This is a genomic window from Sorangium sp. So ce327 (assembly GCF_051530205.1).
In the GTDB taxonomy this organism is placed as follows: Bacteria; Myxococcota_A; Polyangia; order Polyangiales; family Polyangiaceae; genus Sorangium; species Sorangium cellulosum_B.
Window position 1 is genome coordinate 8045584 of record NZ_CP150330.1, and the last position, 16090, is coordinate 8061673.

Genomic DNA, 16090 nt, shown 5'->3' on the forward strand with positions numbered 1-16090 from the left:
CTTCGTGGCGCCAGGGTGAGGAGGGATCGATGTCGAAAATCGCACTCGTTACAGGCGCGAACCAGGGCCTCGGTTACGCGATGGTGGCCCGTCTGTGCCAGGAGTTGCCGCCGGGCAGCACCGTGTACCTGGGGGCGCGGGATCCGGAGCGCGGCGAGGCGGCCGTGGCGCGCCTGCGCGAGCAAGGCCTGCAGCCGTCGCTGGCCCGGCTGGACGTGACCGACGACGCCAGCGTCCAGGCCCTGGCGGAGACGGTGGCGCGCCGCCACGGCGGGATAGACATCGTGCTCTCGAACGCGGCCGCGCGCATCGTGAAGGACCTGCCGCAGGCGGTCCAGGTCCGCACCTTCATCGACACGAACAACCACGGCGCCTACCGGATGATCCGCGCCTTCGGGCCCCTGCTGCGCGACGGCGCGCGGTTGCTCGTGGTCGCGAGCGCCTTCGGCTCCCTCGGCAAGCTGGATTCGCGGCTGCACCACCGCTTCGACCCCGCCACGCGATCTCTCGAGGACATCGAGCGCGTCATGGACGAGTACGTCGAGCTGGTCGAGCGCGGCGAAGCAGAGGCCCACCACTGGCCCGCGTGGATCAACATCCCGTCCAAGGTCGCGCAGGTCGCCTCGATGAAGATCTATGCGCGCCAGCGGCAGGCCGAGGCCGCACAGCGCGGGCTCACCATCGCCGCGCTCTGCCCCGGGCTCGTGGACACCGACGCGTCGCGCCCGTGGTTCGACGACATGTCGTCGGCGCAGTCGCCAGCGGATGCCGCAAAGAACGTCCTCTGGATCTGCACGCAACCCGCCGAGTCGACGCGCGTAGTCCATGGTGAGCTCGTACAGCACCGACGGATAATTTCCTGGTTATGAGGCGACTGCGATCCATCCTGGACCGGCACTGAGATCCATTCCGGATCGGCGCTGCGCTCCATTCCGGATCGGCGCCTCGCCTGTCGCGGGTCGGCGGCGCGCGGCGCGGCCCCGGAACGCCTCCTTCGCCGTGTCTCCTGCCTGGCCCGCTTCCTGCGAAAGCCGTTCTCGCGAGGTAGAGGTCATGACGCACATCGAGCAACGCAGGGTCATCATCCACGAGAACGGCGTGCCGGGCGGCGCCGCGGCGGTCCTCCACGCGGACGATCACGGGACCGGGGCGGCGAATCGCGGGCGGTACGATCAGGGCTGGCGCGCCGGCAAGCCGGCCGAAGATCCGGAGAAGCTCAAGAAATGGGGCCGTGTCAGCGCGAAGCCGAGCGAATACCTGATTCACATGCGGCGGGGTAGCCTCCGGCCCACCTCCGGTCAGGGCGCCTCGTGCTTCAAGCTCCCGGGCGACAGCGTCGCCATCGTGCCGACCACGGTCCAGAAGCTCCAGTTCACGGCCGACCAGGTCACCCTCGAGAAGGTCGGCGTGGAGATCACCGGGCTCGCCGTCTACCGCATCGTGGAGCCGCTCATCGCGTTCCGGATGCTGAACTTCTCGTTCCCCGAGCGCGCGCAGGAGAAGCTCGAGGCGCTCCTCGTGGACATGTTTGCCGGCGCCGCGCGCCGGCTGGTCGCGAACCTCTCCGTCGAGGAGTGCTTGACGCGGCGGAAGGAAGGGCTCGCCAGCGAGCTGATACGAGAGATCGTGCCCGTCGTGTCCGGGCGGGGCAGCGCCGAGGACGCCACCGACAAGGGGTGGGGCGTCCTCATCGATACCATCGAGATCCAGGACGTCCGCATCCTCTCTCCGGCGGTGTTCGGCAACCTGCAGGCGCACTATCGCCAGGAGCAGGAGCGGAAAGCCAGGGAGGCGTCGCTGCTCACCGAGCGCGCGGTCCGGCAGGGCGAGGCCGAGGCGCAGCGCGCGATCGAGCTGACCAAGCTCTCCGCCGAGGTCGAGCTGCGCACGCGACGCCAGGAGACCAGCGAGAAGGCCCGGCTCGAGGAGCTCGCCTCCGAAACGCGGCTGAAGGAGACGCGGCTGGCCCACGAGCAGCAGATCGCGGCGCTCACGCTGAGGGCCGAGATCGAGAAGACGACGCTCGAGGCGGAGGCGGCGGCGGCGCGCCACGCGGCGAAGATGGCCGCGAGCGCCCAGGAGATCGACCTGCTCAGGCAGCGCGCGGCGATCGCGGGCGCGCGCCGCCTCGTGGCCGAGGCCGAGCTCGCGATCGCCGAGATCGAGGCGAAAAAGACGCGGCTCACGCAGGAGATCGAGATCGACCGCGCGCGGGCGCTGCGGGAGATCGAGAACACCGTGTCGCCGGAGGTCATCCGGTTGACGGTCGCGCAGCAGATGCCGGCGCTCGCCGCCGCGTTCCAGCAGCGGATGGGAGAGGTGCACGTCACGGCCGTCGATGGGGCGAACCCGTTCGGATACATCGCGGCGGCCGTGGAGGGTGTGATGGGGCTGGCGCGCGCGGCAGGGCTCGAGGTGCCGCCGGCGCGCGCGCAGAAGGCGGAGCTGACCGAGGAGAGCGGGCTGGACAGCAGCCGGCGTTGAGCCCGGCGCCGTGGTCGCGCGATTCTGGCGCGGAGCCAGGCGGGCCGGACAAGGTTGCTTCACTCGGCGGCGCGGCGCGAGACGCACATCCGCCGGGCCGCTGCAGGGCCACTTTGTCGGCTTGGAGGGCGCTGCATCAAGGGCCCGTTCGCCCCCCGCACGATCACGCGTTGGTCTCCTTGACAAGGCGGGGCAACCGTCAGCTACGCTACCTTTAACGGCGGATATCGAGAGGAGCTGCGTACAATCATGGGTGAGACGATGCTGACGTTTCTAGGGACTCAGATTTTCCGCGCACCCTTTCTCATCGCCTACATCGTAGCGATCGCTCTTGCGTTCTCTCGTTATCCAACGCAAGGCAAGCCGGCTCTCCTTGCTGGCTGCGGCTTCTTCTTGTTTGTCATGGGCTGGCTCATCAATGCTGTGTACATGTTCTGGCAGATATCCAGCTTTCGGGGTGGTGGCGCAGCGCAAGGACTGGTCTGGATTGCCTCCCTGACCGGTCTCGTTTCTCACCTCGTGGAGCTGGTCGGGCTCGTGCTCGTGATGCTCGCATTGTTCGGCACCAGAAACAGCCCCGTAGGAGGCGCCCAGTCGATTGACGCGCAGAATGCGCGCGCCTGAACAAGTCGTTGGACAGGTACGGCATCAGGTTGCTGTACTGTAGTTGCCAGCCTGAAACACAGCAGGATCTACCAAGGATGACACCCCACGGCCGGCCGCAACCAGCACCCGGAATGAGCAAGACCGCCGTCGCTTTCCTGTTCCTGTTCATCGGGCTCGTGGTGGGGTTCTTCGCCGGAATCGGAGCGACGAAGGCCGGCGCTGCGTTCCTCGAAGCTCTCGCGTCGAGCGAGGCGCCTGCCGATCTGGCGCACGCCCAGAGCTATGTGCGGCCCGGCTTCTCGTTCAAATACCCAGGAAACTGGAGAGTCGAGGCGGACCCGCCGGACAATGATCCCGATCACCACGTGAACGTCGAGAGCCCCGGCTCGTGCATGACGATGCTCTTCGTCCTTGACGTGCCGACCGATCCCGCAGACAACGTTCAGGCGCAGATCGACGGGTTCGTCCCCAAGCTGCTCTCTGCGCCTGCACGCACACCGTTTACCATGTGGGGCAAATACGCCGGACAAGGGATGCTCCTGAAAGGGAAGCTCCTGGGCGTGAGCGCGGGCTCAGTGCGAGTGTTTTCTCACGCGAATGACAAACGTTCGTTCATCGCGGTGGAGCAATGCTATGACGATGACATGACGCATGCGAAGCCCGGTCTTGAGCTGGTGGAGTCCTCCTTCAAATTATCACCTTGAACCTGCGCCATGGCTCACGGTCTGGAGCCATTGGTTGGTAGTGGTCAACTTTGCCCGGAGAGAGTTCACATGAAGGCGGGAAGGCGGGAAGATCATTGAGGTTTTCTTCCCGCCTTCCCGCCTTCCCGCCTTCATGTTCGATTTTGACCACCACCCATTGGCTCGTGGGCAAAAATCGCGGACCCAGATAGGCCGGCTCGCTCGCGAACCGTCGCGCGAGGTGCCCAACAAGCGGCGGCGATCGACGCCGCTGCACGGCGCGGCAGCGCCGCAGGCGTTCGGGAGGCGAGGGCGATGAACAAGATCATCAGGCTATACGACGCAGGCCTCGGCCTGCTCATCCCCTGCCCGAGCGGGGTCATCTACTCGAACCAGACCTGTGGGAACAGTTGCATGCAACCCGAGATCGAGGGCGTATTCGTTCCGCTCGACGCCGAAGACGGGTGGCGCGCCCTCGCGACGCACTTCGAAGGACCGAAGTACATGGGCAGCGGCGCGATGCTCGGACTTGACCAGGAGGACGCGGATGTCGTTGACCGCATCCTGCGCGAGTGTCGCATTGTTGGCATTGTGACCGACCGGGCACGTCTCGTGGACTCGCACGAAGCGTGGGTGCACGCTGTGATAGAAGGCGAATCGGACTGGAGCTGTTTCACTGGGTTCGGACCGTACCCGCGTCCTGGGATTCTTACTTGGCCCAATTCCGATTGAGGGCCGCGCGCTCGTCGGGCGCGAGCCGCTCGGCGGCGAGCGCCAGGCGACTCTTGTCCTCGGCAGTCTTCGGCTGTCCGCTCGGTACCGCTCTCTCCGGCGCGTCCGTACAGGTCCGCCCGCGCCTTGTCGCTTGCCACGGACGAGCGCGAGAGGTACCTCGTACCCATGCCCAAGGACGCCAGAGTCTTCGTGTTCGATCACGTTTCGGTTGGTGTCGAGAACCTCGAGCGTGCTGCGGAGTTCTACGACGCCTGTCTGGCGCCGCTCGGTTTTGTCAGGCTTTCGCAGAACGCCCGTCACGTGGCGTACGGGCCCGAGGGATACGAGGCCGAGCCGCCCTTCGCCATCGTCGCGTCCGGTCCTGACGCGAAGGCACCGGGTCGAGGCTTCCACCTCGCCTTCGTGGCGCCGAGCCGCGAGGCGGTCGATCGCTTCCATGCGGAGGCCCTCGGCAAGGGCGGTGTCGATGAAGGCCCCCCCGGCGTTCGCGAGAACTACGATCCCGGCTACTACGCGTCGTTCGTTCGCGACCCCGACGGCCACCGGCTGGAGGCGGTGCTGCACGAACGTTGACCGTGCGGCCGTCGGTCGGCTCGATCGCCAACCTGCTGGGCGGGGGCCCCGAGGCCGATCGAGGCTCCGCCCGGCCCGTGGCCGGCCCGGCCGCCGCGGGTCTCGGAGCACCGGGTGCACGAGCTCGCGGACGAGCTCGAGCTCGAGTCGTGATAGAAACAGGCGAGAGGGGTCGCGATGCGCCGGATCATGTACGTGGAGAACAAGCGCGGCGGGCTCGACGGCGACGGCCGCATCGGCTGGGTCGAGCTCTCCCGATCGGGGCGGACGTACCATTACCGCGGTCGCCACCTGGCCAGGACGGGGAGCGGATACAAGTACAACTGCGTCGACGCAGAGACCCGGGAGGCGTACTGGGTCTCCGGCCCGCGCAAGGACGGCGCCGACAAGCTCTACGGCGGCGTCGTCCACATCGACGAGGACGCCAGGGTCGAGTACTGGACGCGGATCCGCGAGCGGCCCGACCTCGTGGAGCTCACTGAGTACCGCGCGGGCGCCTCGACGCGGACCGCCGGCACCACGCGCCGCAACGACGAGCGGGTCCGGGGCCGCGCCCGCTCCCGAGCACGGCCGAGCGCATGATCGCCGACGCAGCGGATGAAGACGGGGTGGTGGCTGCCGCGCGCCTCCTCTGCGCGTTGGGGGCCCGCTCTCCGGGGCCGTCAACGCCGCTCCGCCTCGTCCTCCGACGTGACGGCGCGGGCTCGCGCTGCCGCGCTCAAGCGACCCGACCAACCGCCGACCCAGCCGCTGCGGCTCATTTCACGGGAGAGAATCATGTCGTCTGTCGTTCTGTTGGGTGATTCAATCTTCGACAATGGTTCGTATACCAACGGCGAGCCCGATGTCGCTTCGCACCTTCGCGCTCTCTTACCCTCCTGGCGAGTCACCCTGTGCGGTCGACGGTACGACCACCTCTGATATCGGACCCCAGCTCGATCGAATGCCGAAGGACACGACCCACGTCCTCCTCTCGCTCGGCGGAAACGACGCGCTCTCGAACGCCGAGATTCTCGGACTGCCCGTCCGGTCGACGGCCGAGGCGCTGGACATATTCCGCGAACGCGTGGACGCGTTCGAGCAATCGTACTCGTGGGCGCTCGAGGCCGTCGTCGCGCTCGGTCGACCGACCACGGTCTGCACGATCTACAACGGCAACCTCGCTCCCGGTGAGGCCGAGCGAGCTCGCATCGCCTTGATGACGTTCAATGACGTCATCCTTCGTCAAGCTTTCTCGCGCGCGCTCGACGTCGTCGACCTCCGCCTTGTCTGCTCGGAGGCGGGGGACTTCGCGAACGCCATCGAGCCGTCGGGCGCCGGCGGCTTGAAGATCGCACAGGCGCTCGTCCGCGCGCTGGGCGCCGCCGCAGTCCAGAAGCGAGCGACGACCGTGACCGCCGGCTAGAAAGCCCGTTGCGGCTGCGCGAGCCGACCGCCGTTTCGACTCGGCGCCAGTCAGAAGGATGTCATTTCAAACCCATCCTGACCGCCAAAGCGGACCATGAGCACGCGTGCCGTGCCGGGGCGCGGCGCCCGCACGAGCGTGCTCTGGGCTTCGCGTAGACAGCACAGTAGGTCCGGTTCCACCAGACCGTCCCGCGCCTCGGCCCGCGCGATGCCGGTCCCGTCGCGCCGTCGCTCGATGCGGAGGAATACCTCGCCGTGTCCACTTTCCCGGATCATGCATCCACGGATGAGTGCGTGGTATGACTCCCTCGAAACATCCGTCACGCCACCTGCGTTCTCTCCTGTGGTAACCGAGAGCCAGCTTCGCTCACGCGCGGCGGAGTATCCATACGCCTCCGCACGAGATAACTCGTAGCCGGCTTCGCAGAGCTCCTGGCGGCTGTAACACGCCGCTACCTCCGACGACGGCGGCCCCGACGTCAAGCACGAACGGATGCCGCAGAAAGGGGCAGCGCGCACGAAGAACGCCACGTCGCCCCGCATGAAGTTCTGCGGCGGCTCCGGATGTGCCGGCGTCGACGTTCCAGGAGCAGCCACGGCGGAGGTTGCGAGGACTGCTCCATGGACGAGCGCCGAAACAACGACGGCGAGCGCACACGCGCCTGGTTTGAGGCAGAGCCCGGCGACTCGGGGTGCAGGCGGAGCGCTTGGAGGAACAGGCGAGGGGCTCCGATAGGGACCGCTCACCCGAGGGGGCAACACGTCGTCCACCTCGTGCACGACACCTCGAGGCGTGCCGGGTTCCCGATCGAACGCGATCGGCCGGACGTCAGGGGGAGATCCTCGACACGGGGCCCACCAGAGAGCTTCCTTCGCAGCTCGCGCGCGGCCGACACCATCTCACCCAGGCGCTACCACGACGAGCCTCTGCCACGACGCGTGGTTGCCAGGCGCAGAACGAAGCCGGCGGACGAAGCCGAACGCTACAGACGGCACCTCGAACTGGCTCATCGGCTGCCGTGTGCGGTAGAACGTGGTAGCATCGCACCACGACGATGCCGGTCCGGGATGCCTTCCGTTGGACAGAAGGAACAAGACCTCCCGCAGCGAGCGGAGATCCGAACCATGCGAACCACCTGGATCGTTCAGACGAACGTCGAGCCTGGATCGACATCCCCAGCCGCTCTGCGTCGTGCGTGTTCCACGGAGCAGCGGCCCTTCGATGAAGTCTCTGTCATTGCTGGTTCCGCGATGCTCCCTGAGATGCCGCGTATCGACGGCCCGGTCGTCCTTCACGGTCGAACGACATTGATCCTGCGCGCCTTCGAGCACCCGAGATGGCGCCACGGAGTCTTCTTCGACCCCGCGCGCTTTCAACATCGATCCTACGTGGCTGCGTACGGCGACCAGATGCTGAACGCCGATGCGCAGGTCATGTCATGGGAGAGGCTCCTCGCCGAGCCACGTGCCCCGAACGAGCTTGTTTTTCTGAAGCCGAACGACGATCTGAAGCGCTTTACTGGACAAGTTCTTCGCTTTTCGGAATGCGTGACTCTGTTTCAAGCTCTACGAGGCGCAGCGAGGCCGGTGGAGCCCACGTCCGAGGTCGTCCTTGGCGAACCGCGTGAGATCGATGGAGAATGGCGGCTGTTTGTCGTAGACGGTGAAGTTGTGACAGGTAGCATGTACCGGCCGAGCGACGATTCACACCTCCCTCGCGAGCTGATGGACTTCGCGGAGAGAGCGGCCTCGCGATGGGCGCCGGCGAGTGTGTTCGTTCTTGACGTGGCGCGGGTCGACGGCGCGTGGAAGATTGTCGAGTGCAACTGCTTCAACGGAAGCCGTTTTTACTCGGCAGACGTGGAGCGCCTCGTACGAACCGTCTCCGAGCATCAGGAGCGGGCAACCTAGATCATGCCGACCTCTGCTCAATCAGGCGCTGATGCCGAAGGGCGCGTCGCGCCCGCGGCGCACCGCCAGGTCGTCAGACTGGCACCGCAACGATGGGATCCAGCGATGGCAGACAAGAAGATCTCGAAGACCGAACCCGAGTGGCTCTTGCTGCTCGGGCCGCATCGCTACCGAATGCTCCGCTACGGCAACACCGAACGTCCGTACACGGGGCAGTACTGGAACCACCACGGCACGGGCGTCTATCGATGCGCCGGCTGCGGCACCCAGCTCTTTTCGTCGCAGACGAAATTCGACTCCGGGACGGGCTGGCCCAGCTTCGGCGCTGTCCTCGACGAGAAGCGGATCGAGCGCCGAGCCGACCGGAAGCATGGCCTCGATCGGGTGGAGGTCGTATGCGCGCGCTGTGATGGACATCTGGGGCACGTCTTCGACGACGGGCCAGCGCCGACGGGCGAGCGCTTCTGCATCAATTCCGCCTGCCTCGAGTTCGAGAGCGAATGACCCGCGAGACGGCGAACGTCACGTCGACAGCTGGGCCGTGACCGGCAGGGTCCTGCCGAGCGCCGCTCGGAGCACCTGGGGTGTCGCCGGGGAGTGGGATGCCCTCGGCCACGCGGCGCTCCAGCTGCTACATCGCCGGTCGGCCGGCTGGACAGCCAGGCAAACCGATTACCCGAGCAGCCATACCGCCAGGCTCTGCTCGACACGTTCGCCGGCAAGTATCGCAGCGCTGTCGAGGATCTCGGTCCACGGCAACGCTGCGTACCCGGCACGGTGGGCGAGGTCGGCGCCGAGCGCAGCGACGAGCAGGGCGTGCGCCGAGGGCACGTTGTACCCCGCGGCATAGAGTGGGTTGAGCTCAAGGACCACTGGCTGGCCGTCTCGAACGAAAGCCACATCAGCCACGTAGTTCGCCGGGAGATCAGCCGTGAGGAGCGCAGGGACAAGGTCGCGAACCGCCCGCTGCACCACGTCGCGCCTGGCGGTGAGCTCATCGGCGAGGAGCCGGCGCGCGTCGTCGATGAGGACCTCGAAGGGGCCGTGGTAGCTGGCCATGAGGAGACGGCCACCCAGCACCGTCAGCCGCACTTCGAAGGGCACCCGGATGGCGTTGCGGTCGCCGGGAAGGGTGGCGAGCTCGATGCGCTCGAGGTCGAGGTGCTCGCGCAAGGCGAGGCCACCGACATCGAGAGCGACACGCAGGCGGCGGACCACCTCGAAGACCGTGGCCTCGATGTCCGCCTGGTTGCTGCCGTAGTAGAGCTCCGGGTTGGCGGACTTGGCCGACGAGTAGAAGCCGCGGACGAAGACCCCGGCGTGGGGATCGATCTCCGCATCGAAGAGGGCGCCGTAGATCGCCTCGGTCAACAGACGGCGCACGGCCGCGGGAGAGTCGATCGCGGCAGCGACGGCGGCGTCCACGGGCAGTAGCGCGGTGCGTGGCGTGGGGACACCGGCGTTCGTGAGGACCGAGTAGAATCGATCGAGCCCGAGGACCCGCTCCACATGCTCGGGGAGGTCGAGCACACACGCGGCGCCGGCAGCGACCGCTCGAGCGAAGATGGAGTGGTATGCGGCGCGGGGTAGCATCGGCAGATCGATCCAGGACACACTGCCGCTGACCCCCTGCGGCGCGTCGAGCCGGGTGACGTCGCAGACCGCGAGGTCCCAGCCATGGAGGCGGGCGAGCTGGGCCCAGAACGCATGGCGACGCCGGATCATGGCCACGTTGCGGGGGTCGGCCTGGGCATCGAAGGCACGGTTGAGATCGGAGAGGAGAGCGACGCGGGACACGGGTCAAGCATCGCACTTTTCACTGGATCAGGACGACTCGGCGCCCCTCAGGCTCGGCCGGAAGCAGAGCAGCCCGCGGCGGCTAGCCGCGCCGCGGCGGCGGGCCTAGGAGACCGCGCATGCCCGCAGCCACCCAGATCGGCATCCCCACGCTGGTGCGCATCAAGCCCGGGGCGCTCCCGCGCAGCGGGCTCTACCTCGCGCGGGCGGCGCGCCGCCACGTCCTGCTGCTCGCGAGCGCGGGGACGCCGGCCGCCATCGAGGCGGCGATGCGCGAGGGCCTGGACGCGCAGGCGATCGAAGTCGTGGCCCGGCGCGAGGTCGCCTCGGCCAGCGTCGAGGAGGCCTCGGCGCTCCTGCCCGCGCTCCCCACGCGCTGCGACGCGATCGTCGGGCTCGGCGGCGGCCGCGCCCTCGACACGGCCAAATACCTTGCGTCCCTCGCCCGGCTGCCGTTCCTCGCCGTGCCCACCTCGCTCTCGAACGACGGCTTCTGCAGCCCTTCGGCGAGCCTCACGGTGGGCGGCAGGCGCCGCTCGCTTCCGTGCGCGGTGCCGTTCGGCGTGGTGGTCGACACCGAGGTCTGCCTGCACGCGCCGGAGGTCCTGTGGCTCTCCGGCGTGGGCGATCTCGCGGCCAAGGTCACCGCGGTCCACGACTGGAAGCTCGCGTTCCACGCGCGCGGCGAGCCGGTCAACGACTTCGCCGCCCTGCTCTCGGACGCGACCGTGTTCCAGTTCATGGCGCGCCCCCGGCGCGACCTCGAGGGCATGCGCCTGCTCGCGACGGCGCTCATGCTGAACGGCATCGCCATGGAGATCGCCGGGTCGTCCCGGCCGGCGAGCGGCAGCGAGCACCTCATCTCGCACGCGCTCGACCAGACCTCCAGCCGGCCGCGGCTCCACGGCCTGCAGGTCGGCACGGCCGCCTACGTGGTCAGCCAGCTGCAGGGGCGGGACACGGACCTCATCGCCGCCGTCCTCGACGCGACGGGCTTCTGGGAAGCGATCCGGGCAGACCCGTTCTCGCTCGACGAGTGGATCGAGGCGGTCCGCGTCGCGCCGGAGATCAAGCCCGGCTACCACACGGTCCTCTCCTCCCGCGACTGCGTATCCGAGGTCGAGGCGATCCTCCGGACCGATCCGCGCCTGAAGGGGTGCTTCGCCTGACCCGCCAGCCGCGCTCAGTCCGCGCCGTGGCCCTCCCGGAGGTGCCGCGCCAGCAGGCTGTCGCCGAAGTCGTCCTGGAGGTCGCGGAACACGGTGTGGATGTGATCGCCGCCGCGGTTGTCGTACTCGATGAGGTGGGTGGGGCCGTGGATCCGGTAGTAATGCGACTGCTTCGGCGCGGCGCCGCCCGCCCAGGCGAAGTGCAGGCGCTCCACGCCGGCGCGCGCGATGCGGCCGAGGTGCCCGTCGGCGACGTCGGCGGGGAAGTTGCGGGCATAGACCTCCAGGAGGCGCAGCAGCGCCGCGCGCTGGGCCGGGGTCATCTCGGCGGCGGGCAGGCCGTCGAAGCTCGCCAGCGCGGCCCGACGGGAGGCCTCGGTCACGAGATCGGGCGGCGCCGCGGGGGCGATCACGGCGCGCTGACGCTGCGCGGGGGTGAGGGAGGCCAGGAACGCGCGGCCGAGATCCTCCTCGAGCGCGAGCACGCGCAGGCCCTTCCGCGGACCCGAGGGCACCTCGGCCGGGTTGGCGCCCAGGAACGCCGGGGTGGTGGCCACGCCGCCTCCTGCAGCGGTGAAGTTGAGCGAGACGTGGTGTCCCTCGAAGCGAAAGCCCCACGGGGCCTGGGGCCCGGGCTGGCCGAAGAGGGCGAGGTGGTAACGGCCCGGGTCGCGGAACGCCGGGTTGCCCTCGATGCCCCCGAGGATGCCCTCGAGCAGCAGGACGCCCTCGAGCTTGCGGTAGCCCTCCGGGCCAAGGCCGGCCCGGAGCAGCGCGTGCGCCGCGCTGCGCTCGCCGCCGTCCATGTCGCCGATCGCGAGGCCGGCGCGGCGGCGCGGGATGTAATGCCAGTCCTCGCGCTCGCCGCTCTGGAACGCGAGCAGCGCCCGGCCGCGCGCCTCGCCGTCGAGGCCGTCCAGGAAGGCGCGCGCGGAGGCCGCGATCGCCTCGGCCGTGGCGCGTCCCGCAGCGCCGCCGGGCGGAGGCGCGGCGCCCGGAGGCCCCGCGGGCGCCGGAGGCTCGGGCGGGGCGGGCAGGGCGCCCTGCCCGGCGGCCTGCTGTGCCGGCGCGGGCGGGCTGCCCGGCGCGGCGGCGGGCTCGCCGGCCGGGCCTTCCTGGGTTCGCATGCTGTTGCACGAGGTCGTCGTCACGAGCGCGAGCAGGATCGCGATCCACGAGCGGGGCCCGGAAGGGCGGGCGCGGCGCGGCTGGAGCGCGCGCGGGGCCGCGCCGGCCCGCGCGATCGTGCCGTCACCGGGGCTGGCGAGGCGATGTCCCGCTGATCGAGGTGTGGCGCTCACGTCTGCCGGTGCGCGGCTCAGGGATTGAGGTGCGCAAGCGCGGTGATGATGCGTTCGGCGGTGTCGGCGGGCCAGTGAAAGACGCGGCTCACGGCACGCTGGTGCGCGAATCCATGAAGGCCGAACCACAGCGCGATCGCGTCGGCGACCGGGTCGGCGCTCCTGGAATGCCCGGCGGCGACGCAGCCGCCGAGGGCGTCGACGAGGATTTGCAGGGCTTCTCGGCCGAGCGTGGTCAGGTCCCGCTCGGTCACGGAGCTGTCGCCCAGGGTGGGCATCCAGAGGCCACCGAACATGGTGCGGTATCGCTCTGGATGACTCCGGGAGAACTCCAGATAGGCGTTGCAAGCGGCGTACAGGCGCTCTCGAGGATCGTCGCCGGCCTCTTCCACGGCGCTCCGCAGCCTGCTCTCCAGCTCGGCGAAGGCCTGCTGCACGACGGCCAGCATGATGGCCGGCTGGTCGGGGAAGTGGGGGTAGATCGAGGGGGCGGCGATCCCGACCCGGCGGGCTACCGATCGCAGCGTGATGGCCCGTTCGTCGCCGGCCTCGTCCAGCAGCTCGACCGCCGCGGCCACGATGTCGGCGCGCAGGCGGGCGCCCTCTCCGCGGCGGTTGCGGCCGCGGGCCGGTTTCTGTGCAGCCGATGCCGCCGTTCCGCTGTCTCCCATGGCGTCACCTTACACCCCAAAGCTTATCGCCGTTAGCCCTCGCAAGCTCGAGCTAACGTAATAAAAATCACATTTGTAAGCAGACTGCCGCGCAGCCTGCAGGTCCGCATCCGCGAGCTTCCGGCGCGCCCGCCAGGCGCTGGGGCGCTTTTTGTTGGCCGGCGTCAGTTGACAATCGTTAGGTGACAGTCATAAGGTTACACACGTAAGGCAACGCCGATGGCGTCTCCTGCTTCCTTTCACACCCCACGTTCTCGGCTCGCACCCATGACCCGGAGGTTTCCCGCCATGTTCACCGCCACCGCCACCGCCACCGCCGACGCCGACATCGCGCTTCCCTCGGGCGAGGTCGACAACCGCGCGACCTACATCAGCTTCGGGCTCGCCTACGTTCTCGGTCACGGCGCTGCGGCGATCTCCAAGGGAGCCAGCCCCCTTCTCGCGTTGCCCGGCTGGGTGCCCATGATGCTCCTGGGAGCGGGGCTCGCGGTCGGCACCGTCTACGCCACCGTCGCCGCCACCCGCGCCCAGCGCGGCGTGAGCGAGTCTGACGCCCTGTCCGGCAAGTTGCTCGGCGCTTCCTGGCTCAGCGCCTTCACCGCGCTGTTCCTCGCCATCACCGGCCTTTCGTACACCCTCGACATGCCCGACCTGCAGCCCATGCTCTGGCCCACCGGCTCCGGCCTCATCGTCGGCCTGATCTACGTCAGCGAAGGCGCCGCCCGCCGCAACCTGCTGCACTACGGCCTCGGCACCTGGCTCGCCCTGATCTCCACCGCAGCGCTCTTCCTCGGTACTCCTGGCATCTTCTGGGTCCTCGCCATCGCCGGCGGCGGCGGCTATGCCGTCGCCACCGTCCTCGAGCGCCATCGCCTGACCGCGCGCGGGAAGCACGCGCTGACCCATCCAAAATGAAGCGGAAGGTGATGTGATCGAGCGTCGGCGCCGCGCCCTCGAGCTCGCGGGCGCGGCGGCTCGCGCCGGTCGCCCCGGTCTTGCGCGCCTCGACGCATGGGCCGCAGGACATGCGCTCGCGCTGCTCCACGTGCCAATGGCTCGCGCAGGCAAGATGGATTGAAGGGCATCGTGTCGATTCCAGACGGCCCGCCTGCGACCATCCCCGCACCCCGATCACAGACGCCGAACGCCCTGCACGTCACGAAAGGCCGCCCAGATCGGCCAGAGCTCACTTCGGGGGAGCCTCCTACCGCACCGCGAGCCCGGTGCGCTCCCAGCGGCCCAGGCCCTTCGTATCGACGGAGAAGTAGATCACAGCGGCGACCCCTTCGATGGCGTCGACGGACACGGGGCCGAAATGCCGCGAGTCATGCGAGTTGTCCCGGTTGTCGCCGATGACGTAGACGCTCCCTCGAGGCACCGTCGCATCGATCGCGGCGCTCGACGCAGGAACGCCGGGGGTGCGCAAGATCGGATAACGCCTCCCGTCGAGGGTCTCTTGCCATAACTCATGAATCTGCCCGTCGTCTCCTGGGATGCGGTGCTCCGCGCCGACGAGCTCCGAAGGCACCTGGCGACCGTTGATCCGAAGACCTCGATCATCGATCTGAACGCGATCTCCGCCGGTGGCGATGATCCGCTTGATGAAGCGCTGGCTCGGGTTCGCTGGGGAGCGGAACACGACGACATCGCCCCGGCCGGCCCGCTCGCCACGCTTGTCTTTCAGCACGAAGAGGTGGTCGCCCGGGATCACGGTCGGGCTCATGCTCGCGGAAGGCACCTTGAACGACTCGATCACATGCCGCCGCACGGCGAGCGCCGTGCCCGCGGCGCGCGCGGCGTCCGTCGCGACCTTGACCCTCATGACGAAGCCGTCGGGAGGAGCCGCCGCGATCTCCAGCGCCTCCAGGCCCGCCGCCCCGCTCTGCCGGGCGGCGGCCAGCGCCTCGCCGAGCCGCGTTCCTGCGAGCGACGCGTCGGGACGACCGGGCGACGATAGCCTCGCCTCCAGGTGATCGGTGACGGTCGCGACGAGCTCGATCGGCGCATTGGCGGACCCGAGGTCGGCGACCACCGCGGCGCCGCTGCGGGAGAGCGCTTCGTCCAGCCGCCGCGCGAGCGCCTCCTTCGCGCCTGGGCCGTCAGCGAGGGCGCCGGGTGTCGCGACGCGCACGCCGCCGTGGGGCAGCGGGACGATCTCGAGCGGACCGACGCGGAGCCTGCCACCGTCCTGCTCGGCTTCGAGGAGGCAGCCCACGTCCTCGATCGTGAGCGAGCCCAGGATGTCGGCGCGGATCTCCGATGGCACGGCGACGGCGATCTGAATTCGCGAGATGCTCCGCTCGATGTCCACGCCGCACCGCGCGGCGCCCCACCCGACCACGGCGCCGACATCGGCCACGGGCAGAGCCTTCAGATCGAGCTGCGCGAGCAAACGCGTCCGTGCAGGCGCCCGCATCGCGAACGTCCGCCGGTCCTCTGCCGGCTGGGGCTCCGCCGGCCCCGTCGGCACCGGTCCCATCGCCGCGCTCGGTCCGGGCGTGCTCCCGCCGCAGCCTGCGAGGGCGAGGAGATAACCCGCCGCGAGGGCAGACGCGACCAGGAACGAACCGCGGAAGATGCGACGAGCGCGGGGCGCCTCGATGCGCATGGCGAGCACACCGCGACTGCAGCTCTCCTCGGGATCGTAGGTCGGCATGGGGCGCAGGATAACACGATAACCCGTGTGAGCCCCCGCCGGCCACGCCGGCGACTCTGGCCCCCTCTCGCTCCAGGCCGCGGCACACTCCAGGCCG

The 16090-nt window shown here is 69.0% G+C and carries 17 protein-coding genes; 12 read left to right on the top strand and 5 right to left on the bottom strand.

Going from position 1 to position 16090, the window contains the following annotated elements; all coding sequences use genetic code 11:
• Nucleotides 1-29: 29 nt before the first annotated feature.
• The 8 genes from WME95_RS29925 to WME95_RS29960 all read left to right on the top strand — a co-directional run bounded on the left by WME95_RS29925 (nucleotide 30) and on the right by WME95_RS29960 (nucleotide 6486).
• Complete coding sequence (locus tag WME95_RS29925; RefSeq protein WP_437902754.1) at nucleotides 30-869, top strand: SDR family NAD(P)-dependent oxidoreductase; 840 nt, start codon at nucleotides 30-32, stop codon at nucleotides 867-869.
• A gap of 184 nt (nucleotides 870-1053) precedes the next feature.
• Nucleotides 1054-2484, top strand: a complete 1431-nt coding sequence (locus tag WME95_RS29930; protein ID WP_437902755.1) for an SPFH domain-containing protein — start codon at nucleotides 1054-1056, stop codon at nucleotides 2482-2484.
• 249 nt (nucleotides 2485-2733) lie between these two features.
• Nucleotides 2734-3108: a hypothetical protein gene (locus WME95_RS29935; protein ID WP_437902756.1), complete on the top strand. Its 375-nt coding sequence runs from the start codon at nucleotides 2734-2736 to the stop codon at nucleotides 3106-3108.
• Nucleotides 3109-3221: 113 nt separating this feature from the next.
• A complete protein-coding gene (locus tag WME95_RS29940; RefSeq protein ID WP_437902757.1) occupies nucleotides 3222-3794 on the top strand; it encodes a hypothetical protein in 573 nt (190 codons plus the stop codon).
• Between the two features lie 294 nt (nucleotides 3795-4088).
• A complete protein-coding gene (locus tag WME95_RS29945; protein ID WP_437902758.1) occupies nucleotides 4089-4505 on the top strand; it encodes a DUF6210 family protein in 417 nt (138 codons plus the stop codon).
• Between the two features lie 168 nt (nucleotides 4506-4673).
• Nucleotides 4674-5081: a VOC family protein gene (locus tag WME95_RS29950; protein WP_437902759.1), complete on the top strand. Its 408-nt coding sequence runs from the start codon at nucleotides 4674-4676 to the stop codon at nucleotides 5079-5081.
• A 177-nt stretch (nucleotides 5082-5258) separates the two neighbouring features.
• The gene (locus WME95_RS29955; RefSeq protein WP_437902760.1) at nucleotides 5259-5663 is read left to right on the top strand and encodes a 1-deoxy-D-xylulose-5-phosphate synthase; all 405 of its coding nucleotides are present in this window, start codon (nucleotides 5259-5261) and stop codon (nucleotides 5661-5663) included.
• 361 nt (nucleotides 5664-6024) lie between these two features.
• A complete protein-coding gene (locus WME95_RS29960) occupies nucleotides 6025-6486 on the top strand; it encodes a hypothetical protein (RefSeq protein WP_437902761.1) in 462 nt (153 codons plus the stop codon).
• Between the two features lie 50 nt (nucleotides 6487-6536).
• Here the strand turns inward: WME95_RS29960 and WME95_RS29965 are convergent, their stop codons facing one another.
• Complete coding sequence (locus WME95_RS29965; protein ID WP_437902762.1) at nucleotides 6537-6764, bottom strand: hypothetical protein; 228 nt, start codon at nucleotides 6762-6764, stop codon at nucleotides 6537-6539.
• A 987-nt stretch (nucleotides 6765-7751) separates the two neighbouring features.
• Between WME95_RS29965 and WME95_RS29970 the strand changes: the two genes are divergently transcribed.
• Nucleotides 7752-8399 carry an ATP-grasp domain-containing protein gene (locus tag WME95_RS29970; RefSeq protein ID WP_437902763.1) on the top strand — a complete coding sequence of 216 codons (648 nt, stop codon included), beginning with the start codon at nucleotides 7752-7754 and terminating at the stop codon, nucleotides 8397-8399.
• A 105-nt stretch (nucleotides 8400-8504) separates the two neighbouring features.
• Entirely contained in the window at nucleotides 8505-8903 is a 399-nt protein-coding gene (msrB, locus tag WME95_RS29975) for a peptide-methionine (R)-S-oxide reductase MsrB (RefSeq protein WP_012238023.1), read from the top strand.
• Nucleotides 8904-9071: 168 nt separating this feature from the next.
• On the opposite strand, the gene WME95_RS29980 is transcribed toward msrB, so the two are convergent.
• Nucleotides 9072-10196 carry an ATP-grasp domain-containing protein gene (locus tag WME95_RS29980; RefSeq protein WP_437902764.1) on the bottom strand — a complete coding sequence of 375 codons (1125 nt, stop codon included), beginning with the start codon at nucleotides 10194-10196 and terminating at the stop codon, nucleotides 9072-9074.
• 119 nt (nucleotides 10197-10315) lie between these two features.
• Here WME95_RS29980 and WME95_RS29985 point away from each other — a divergent pair, with 119 nt between their 5' ends.
• Nucleotides 10316-11365: an iron-containing alcohol dehydrogenase family protein gene (locus WME95_RS29985; RefSeq protein ID WP_437902765.1), complete on the top strand. Its 1050-nt coding sequence runs from the start codon at nucleotides 10316-10318 to the stop codon at nucleotides 11363-11365.
• Nucleotides 11366-11379: 14 nt separating this feature from the next.
• Here WME95_RS29985 and WME95_RS29990 read toward each other — a convergent pair whose 3' ends face one another.
• Both WME95_RS29990 and WME95_RS29995 read right to left on the bottom strand, forming a co-directional pair.
• Entirely contained in the window at nucleotides 11380-12666 is a 1287-nt protein-coding gene (locus WME95_RS29990; protein ID WP_437902766.1) for a DUF3500 domain-containing protein, read from the bottom strand.
• 17 nt (nucleotides 12667-12683) lie between these two features.
• On the bottom strand, nucleotides 12684-13337 hold the full coding sequence (locus WME95_RS29995) for a TetR/AcrR family transcriptional regulator (RefSeq protein WP_437542277.1): 654 nt from the start codon (nucleotides 13335-13337) through the stop codon (nucleotides 12684-12686).
• A gap of 288 nt (nucleotides 13338-13625) precedes the next feature.
• On the opposite strand from WME95_RS29995, the gene WME95_RS30000 reads away from it, so the two are divergent.
• Nucleotides 13626-14252 (top strand): ABC transporter permease, encoded by a 627-nt coding sequence (locus WME95_RS30000; RefSeq protein ID WP_437902767.1) that lies wholly within the window; start codon nucleotides 13626-13628, stop codon nucleotides 14250-14252.
• A gap of 289 nt (nucleotides 14253-14541) precedes the next feature.
• Here the strand turns inward: WME95_RS30000 and lepB are convergent, their stop codons facing one another.
• Complete coding sequence (gene lepB / locus WME95_RS30005; protein WP_437902768.1) at nucleotides 14542-15993, bottom strand: signal peptidase I; 1452 nt, start codon at nucleotides 15991-15993, stop codon at nucleotides 14542-14544.
• Between the last annotated feature and the right edge of the window lie 97 nt (nucleotides 15994-16090).